The organism is Staphylococcus cohnii subsp. cohnii (assembly GCF_002902365.1).
GTDB lineage: Bacteria > Bacillota > Bacilli > Staphylococcales > Staphylococcaceae > Staphylococcus > Staphylococcus cohnii.
The window spans coordinates 1-6,958 of the sequence record NZ_PPQC01000001.1 but is presented as its reverse complement, the minus strand read 5'-3'; the positions used below and the strand labels follow the sequence as shown (position 1 = coordinate 6,958).

Here is a 6,958-nt window from a genome sequence, read left to right as displayed (position 1 = left end):
GACATGATAAATTAGTGGTTAGCTATATTTTTTTACTTTGCAACAGAACCATCCAGTGCCTATGTATATTAATTTAGAAAATGTAACATACATTCAGTTAAGAGAAATGTAATAATGTAGAAAGCATGGTTCTGTTGCAAAGTTAAAATAGTATACAGTTCTATACAAAGTCAGAGGCTTTAACGTTGTTTTAATAATAAGTTATTCCACTCAATTTGATTAAAGTTTCATTTTTTGTATTTTTTGAAACGAGTTTCTTCTTGTCTTGATATATTTTTAATTTTTCATAAGCGAACGAATTTATTTCCTTAGTGTTAATAATAGTAAAAATGAGTATATAAAAAGAACATAGGTCTTTTAAAATCTATGGATTTTCGCCGTGCCACGAAATTAATCACATGTTGGCTAGTTAAGAGAAAATAAATATATTCAAAGATAATTAGCTATTCTTTCTGGACTTTGCAACAGAACCATATTGTTTATATTATTGTTTTCCTAATTCTCGTAGTATTTGTCTTTAAAAAGAAAAATTTCTAATCTAAATCCTCACACTCTATAGTTTTGCATTTCTCCACTAACCAATGTTATAATTTAGTTAACAAGAGCTTCGTGCATTATATGCACCAATCCCCTCACTACTCGCAATAGTGAGGGGATTTTTAGGCGTTGGCTAATATCGCCTATTTTTTCTTATTGTTACATGTACGTAGCCAATGCGTAAATAACGCAACAATACAACCACTGATGACTGTGGTCGTGATGTGAACAAGAGCTTCGACCATTTGATATGCACCTCCTCTCTGCGTCTGAATTGACGCCTGAGAGATAGGCGACCTATATATTATATCATCTCCGAATATACGATGATAGGTAGCTTCCGATAAGTTGAATTATGTAAAAATCAAACTTATACCCCATTATAGGTCATAACTTTACGTACGTTTTTAAGTACGTTATAATATAGGATAAAGAAAGGACGTGACTAATAATGAATATTAAAACGCCTACTAATGCTAGAAAAGAATTCTATGAACTACTTAAACAAGTTAATGATAGCCACGAACCCGTTATTATAAGCAGTTCTAAGAGTGAAAATAACGCCGTAATTATAAGCCAAAAAGATTGGGATAGTATTCAAGAAACATTATATCTTGAAACCACAGGGACTATGGATAAAGTACGAGAGCGTGAAAAGGATAACAGTGGCTACACTAATATTGATGATATAGACTGGGACAACCTCTAAATGGATAATTACAGTATTTCTATTAAAAATTCAGCAAAATCTGATTTAAAGAAAATTAAACAATCGCAGTTGAAAACACAATTCTTAAAAATTGTAGACACGTTAAAAGAAGACCCTTATTTTCCGAGTCAATCTTTTGAAAAGTTGCAACCTAAACACTTAGAGCGCTATTCAAGAAGAATAAACCATCAACATAGAGTTGTTTATACAGTTGATGAAGATGATAAGGAAGTTTTTATCCTTTCTGCATGGTCACATTATGAATAAAAGTAACTAATTTTTAATTATGGGTTATATATTAAAATAAGATATTGGGATTTATGTAATACAATGTTATTATTAATTTGTATAGAAAAAGGACAACATGCGCTAACATGTTGCTAAATGAGCCCGTTCGAAAGACGGTAGCCTTATTATTTATCTAAAAATAACCATTAACCGGCTAAAGTTGGATGGTTATTTTTTTGGCCTTTATTACTAAATAATCACTAGTAAATAATAAATCGAAATTTAAGATATGAAAGATTAATTAATCATATTGATGTATTTGATTATATATCATTACTAAATTGGTTGGATAAAATAAATATAACAGAACCACATGCTATAATCGGAAAAATAAAAAGTGGTTTCAATTCATATATGAGTGTTAATTTTAAAAATGATGCAGTAAAACAAATGAAACGGATTGATGAAATTATTTAGGGAACTATTAATATAGTTCTCTTTTACCTACAAGTGATGTAAAAGATGCATTAAGTTAATAAAGTATATTTCAAATATCTTTAGAGGAATTTATATTATGTATAGATTCCTCTTTTTTATAACATTTAATTAGTATTTCAAAAACTAAACCTCTTGCATTAACTTATAACTAAGTTTAATTGCATTTAATAAATCAAAAATAAAAATGTGGTTATTTGATTTATTAAAGTATATAAAATGTTCCTAATTAGCGTCACATTTTATATACATTAATTGGTTGTTTATTAATAAACGAACTCAATTAAGATGATTAAAGTTTATTAATATAAAACTTATAACATTATATTAATGGTAATTAATAGAACAACTTATATTGTTTATTCTTGCCTATTAATTATATCAGCGACTCCTTTTAGACTCCCTGATAACAGGATAAGGAGGAACAATGCCATTGCCATGGCCCCCAGCATAGCTGGGGTTCTCTAAACTTATCCTTTAACACTATAAATACTGATGTGATAGTGTTTATATAATAATTTATAACACTATAACAATAGAGTTTGTGTATTTTTACATGGCATTTTTATGAGCATTTACCGAACGGCATATCCCTTGTCCCACAAGAGGTTTAAAAACGAGGACTCTTTAGAGTCGTTATAGACTCCCTAAAGGAGTCTGGATTTTATGTATTTTATTTAAATTAACGACTATTTGTGAAATACTTAACATGTATTGTTCACATAATTTATTCGTCTTAAATTAACCTTTGAAATTATTTTTATGTAGTAACTTATGTTGATACATTAACGGTACCAGAATAAAAAAGTGTTCAGTTAAAATATTTAACTGAACACTTAATGTTTAAATAAATGTATTTACATCTTCATTTATTTGATTATCTTTATTGTTATTGTCATTAGTTATTAATTTGTTTGTATCATCTTTATTGATTAATTGTTTTATGAATTGAGCATTTTCTCAGTAGTTTATTGTGATAGATAATCTTCTTTATAACGTATTATTTCGTTTTCTTTATCTAATATAAAGTTTGAATTTTCATCAATTTTAACTTCTCCATAATTCAATTCTTCAAAGTTAATGTTTTTATATAACTGATTTAGTTTCTTTTATATACCTTCTATTTGTTTAATTTTTCTAGGCACTACCATAATAAAGTGATCCTTCCTATTTTGGTTTATCATTTGATCTAATTTCAGTTTTACTATTCATAGATGTTAATTCATGAACTACATCGTTACTAAAGTAACGAGTTTCTAGGAACACTCATGACTTGTTTTACTTATTTCAAAGTAAAACAGCGGTCTAAGTTATTTAACTAAGGCTTGTTCCAAGCCAATGTGCATTATATTTTTTGCTGCATTAATATCTCGGTCATGTTCCACATTACATTTTGGGCATGACCATTTTCTTATGTCTAAATCTTTTTTACCACTATCAAAACCACAATGTGAACATTTTTGTGATGTTTTGTAAGGATTAACAACGACACATTGTTTGTCATACATTGCACACTTATACTCTAAAAATACTCTGAATTGTCTCCATGATTGACTAGCGATACTTCTTGCAAGTTTATGATTTTTAATCATATTGTTAGTTTTTAAGTCTTCGATCACAATAACATCATAGTTTTCAACAAGTTCAGTCGTTATTTTATGTAGATAGTCTTTTCTAGTATTAGCTATTTTTTCGTGGATACGTGCAACATGTTGTCTTGCCTTTTGATAGTTTTTAGTGTCTACTAATGCAATGCCTTCGGCTTTTGCTTTCAATCGTCTTCTAGCTAATCGCTTTTCCCAAAAATGTAATTGTTTTTGATATTTTAAGTGTAATTTTTGAGAGCGATATTTTTGGCCATCTGACGTAATGGCTAAATCAGAAACACCTAAGTCAATACCTAAATACTTTCCTGTTTTTGGTAATGCTTGATTTTCGCTAGTTACCAATACAGACATATAATACTGACCTGTTGCGTTTTGTTTAATCGTTACTGACTTGATACGCTCGTTTTCGATATGCTTCAAACTTGATTTACACTTTACCCAGGCTAATTTAGGCAATTTAATATATCTTTGATTATGATTGAATCTAATATTGTTGCCTCGGATCGTGCTTAAATAAGATTGCCTGTTATTTTTTCTGGATTTAAATTTAGGGTAGCGACAATAGCCTTTAAAGAAACGGTCAAATGTCTCAGACAATGTTTTAACAGCACATTGTATAGCTACACTGTCTACATCATTTAACCATGCATATTCTCTTTTCAATTGAGGAATTAGCGAAGACAAAGTTGAATAACTTAACATTTTTAAATCTTTATTATTACGATAGCGTTCATTTAACATACTTAACATTTGATTCCATACAAACCTTGTATGACCCAAGGTCATTTGTATTGTATTAGCTTGTTTTTCATTGGGATATAATTTACATTCAACACCTTTATACATAACAAATCACCTCATTATTTCTTAAACTTATTATATCATACATATGATTAATATTTAAGTCTCTTATGTGTTATAATTAATGTACTTAGGAGGTATACATATGTTAGTAAAAACAAGGACAAATGTTTATGATTTTAACTTTCATTTAGTATGGGTAACCAAATATCGAGCATCAATATTTGATGATGAAAGCAAACGTAAAGTTATGAAGCAAATACTTCAATCTATTGCAGAGAATCATGAAATCATCATTAATGAAATAGAAGTGTTACCAGATCATATTCATATGATGATTAGCTTCAATCCTAAACATGCCCCGAGTTCTATTGTTAAGACACTCAAAGGTCGTTCGGCTCGAGCGTGGTTTAAACAATATCCTGAAACGAAAGAAAAACTTTGGCAAGGGCATCTATGGTCACCAAGTTTTTTCATGGCTACGCTAGGTAATATGTCAAAAGATGTTGTGCAAACATATATTCAAAATCAATTAACCAAATATAATGCAGGTCGCCCAAGACAATGATTCATCTCGGTACTTAAGTGCCGAGTTTTCTCTTCTGGCGACCTCTAATAAATGTATTACAGAATTTAGTGAGTGAGAAAGCCCACAGTTTTAATCGTGTGGATGAGAACGAAAATTTCAAAATGTAATATAACTTACATTCGTATGTTTTATATCTTTGAAAAATTAAATCAGTTTTCAAAAAAGGATTTAATAGCATCTTTCATTTCTGCTTTTAATTGTTCATCTCTCTTGTATCCATTCAAATTAATATATTCCGCATCTTCTTGTACATACTGCAAGAACTTCTTGAATGTATCAATATAAGTTTTATAACTTTCACATTGTGCTTCTAAAAGTTCAACATCTTCTTTTGGTACGCTTGTCTCTAAAGCCATTTCAAGTGTTTGTTTTTCTTTTTTTAACTGTTCAGTATATTCATCTGTGTTATAGACAACTGTAGGTTTGATACGATTACCTAATGCCGCAAGTCGTGTATAAGCTGTTGGATTTAAATCTCTATCTTCTGCTAACGCTTTTACCTTTTTATATTCTTCTTCAGTCAAATTGATATTGATTGTTTTAGCTTTTCTATGACTTTTATTAGTCATTTTTGACCCCTCCGTAACTAAGTAATCACTCATTTATTCATTCAATAATATAGTTAGTAATTACTCAATGTTTTTATAAAAAATAAACTAAGCAAATACTCATCTATTTTAACAAGTTATTAGCTTAGCAATTACTTAGTTTTATCGTATCATATTTAACTTAGTAATTACTAATTAGTTATGTACTGAAATATTGATTAATTTTGGATGAACATAAGGAATCCTTCGGGGAATCTTTAGGGATTCTAAAGATTCCCTGTTATGAGATCCCTTGCGCCCCAAAGGATAGAAGAACCACTATTTTCCAAAGAAAATGCCATGTAAAATTTCATGGATTCTTTTGTGTCCGTTTTTTAAATATGATCCATAAATACTGCAATATCAGTATTTAGATCCTTTAAAGATAAGTTTAGAGAACCCCAGCTATGCTGGGTGCCATGGCAATGGCATTGTTCCTCCTTATCCTGTTGTCCCGGATTCCTTTTAGATTCCCTGTAAATTTAACAAACGATTAAAATAATTTACACGATACAATGCGTAAGTCTTAGTTTGGTATTAATGTAACAGTTAAATAAACATTCATTAATAAAATGAAATTTATAGAATTAAAAAAGACTTAAAGAAAGTGAATTATAAACTCAAAATGATTCAATGGGTAATATAGTAGTAGGGGAACATATTGTTAATGAAATGAAGATATAGCAAAAGTATGATTAGGTTGCAGTCATATTTGTTAAAAGAGGTATAATGATGAATGTCTAAAAGAGTAAAAAATAAAGCTCCTAACAGCATTAATCAATCTGTTAAGAGCTATTACATCACTAATTAAAGAGTTAATAAACTAAATTAACTTTTTAGGAGGAGTCGCCACTCCTCCTTCAATACATCTATATTATAACATTTTACTACCTTTAAAACCATTACGGTTAACTGAAATAATGAAACGATAAGTTCTATTATCAATATTAGATTCCATGCTAAAATTTAAAAACGGATTAAATTAATCTCCCCATTATCAAGACAAGAAGAAACTCGTTTTCAACTCGTTTCAAAATCTCAAAATTAAACTTTTATTCTCCCTTAATTTTTTTATCATTATCAAGAGAAAAAAAGCCTGAAGTAAAGGCAACAATACCTAGTATAAAGCCTAAAATAACTAATCCGTTTAATTGTTTATCACCAAAAATATTAATTAAGCCCAAATTACCTAAACTAGTCCAAATTTTGTTATCTCCAAAATTAAAATTCATGAAATTTAAAATTAAAGCAATTAAAATAGCACACATAAAAACAAATAATCCATCTTTCAAACCGTTAATAATCCTTCTTTTCAAAGTTAAGCCCCCCTTTTTCTTGTAGATCACTAAACAAAATTGCTTTATTCCAATTGCTTTATTGACGTTGAGCCTCGGAACCCTTAACA

The 6,958-nt window shown here is 29.2% G+C and carries 7 protein-coding genes and 1 pseudogene; 4 read left to right on the top strand and 4 right to left on the bottom strand.

All coding sequences use genetic code 11. The features are described from left to right. Positions 1 to 680: 680 nt before the first annotated feature. Positions 681 to 782: a type I toxin-antitoxin system Fst family toxin gene (locus CD032_RS12945; protein ID WP_108902203.1), complete on the bottom strand. Its 102-nt coding sequence runs from the start codon at positions 780 to 782 to the stop codon at positions 681 to 683. A 206-nt stretch (positions 783 to 988) separates the two neighbouring features. Here CD032_RS12945 and CD032_RS00030 point away from each other — a divergent pair, with 206 nt between their 5' ends. The 3 genes and pseudogenes from CD032_RS00030 to CD032_RS13630 form a co-directional block, all read left to right on the top strand. Next, positions 989 to 1,246, top strand: a complete 258-nt coding sequence (locus CD032_RS00030; RefSeq protein WP_069822313.1) for a type II toxin-antitoxin system Phd/YefM family antitoxin — start codon at positions 989 to 991, stop codon at positions 1,244 to 1,246. Beyond that, positions 1,247 to 1,513 (top strand): Txe/YoeB family addiction module toxin, encoded by a 267-nt coding sequence (locus CD032_RS00025; protein ID WP_069822312.1) that lies wholly within the window; start codon positions 1,247 to 1,249, stop codon positions 1,511 to 1,513. A gap of 81 nt (positions 1,514 to 1,594) precedes the next feature. Beyond that, positions 1,595 to 1,671, top strand: a pseudogene (locus CD032_RS13630) (hypothetical protein); the annotation flags it as partial. Positions 1,672 to 3,279: 1,608 nt separating this feature from the next. Here CD032_RS13630 and CD032_RS00020 read toward each other — a convergent pair. Then, entirely contained in the window at positions 3,280 to 4,422 is a 1,143-nt protein-coding gene (locus tag CD032_RS00020) for an RNA-guided endonuclease TnpB family protein (RefSeq protein WP_040029817.1), read from the bottom strand. Between the two features lie 100 nt (positions 4,423 to 4,522). On the opposite strand from CD032_RS00020, the gene tnpA reads away from it, so the two are divergent. After that, the gene (gene tnpA, locus CD032_RS00015) at positions 4,523 to 4,945 is read left to right on the top strand and encodes an IS200/IS605 family transposase (RefSeq protein WP_040029816.1); all 423 of its coding nucleotides are present in this window, start codon (positions 4,523 to 4,525) and stop codon (positions 4,943 to 4,945) included. Positions 4,946 to 5,115: 170 nt separating this feature from the next. Here tnpA and CD032_RS00010 read toward each other — a convergent pair whose 3' ends face one another. Then, complete coding sequence (locus CD032_RS00010; RefSeq protein WP_040029815.1) at positions 5,116 to 5,535, bottom strand: plasmid mobilization protein; 420 nt, start codon at positions 5,533 to 5,535, stop codon at positions 5,116 to 5,118. 1,070 nt (positions 5,536 to 6,605) lie between these two features. After that, positions 6,606 to 6,958, bottom strand: a 353-nt coding sequence (locus CD032_RS00005) for a hypothetical protein (protein WP_258026172.1), incomplete at its 5' end; no start/stop codon positions are given.

Excerpts from the sequence above, each read along its gene's own strand:
- CD032_RS12945 (WP_108902203.1), bottom strand. The coding sequence starts at position 782 with ATGGTCGAAGCTCTTGTTCACATCACGACCACAGTCATCAGTGGTTGT.
- CD032_RS00030 (WP_069822313.1), top strand. The coding sequence starts at position 989 with ATGAATATTAAAACGCCTACTAATGCTAGAAAAGAATTCTATGAACTA.
- CD032_RS00025 (WP_069822312.1), top strand. The coding sequence starts at position 1,247 with ATGGATAATTACAGTATTTCTATTAAAAATTCAGCAAAATCTGATTTA.
- CD032_RS00020 (WP_040029817.1), bottom strand. The coding sequence starts at position 4,422 with ATGTATAAAGGTGTTGAATGTAAATTATATCCCAATGAAAAACAAGCT.
- tnpA (WP_040029816.1), top strand. The coding sequence starts at position 4,523 with ATGTTAGTAAAAACAAGGACAAATGTTTATGATTTTAACTTTCATTTA.
- CD032_RS00010 (WP_040029815.1), bottom strand. The coding sequence starts at position 5,535 with ATGACTAATAAAAGTCATAGAAAAGCTAAAACAATCAATATCAATTTG.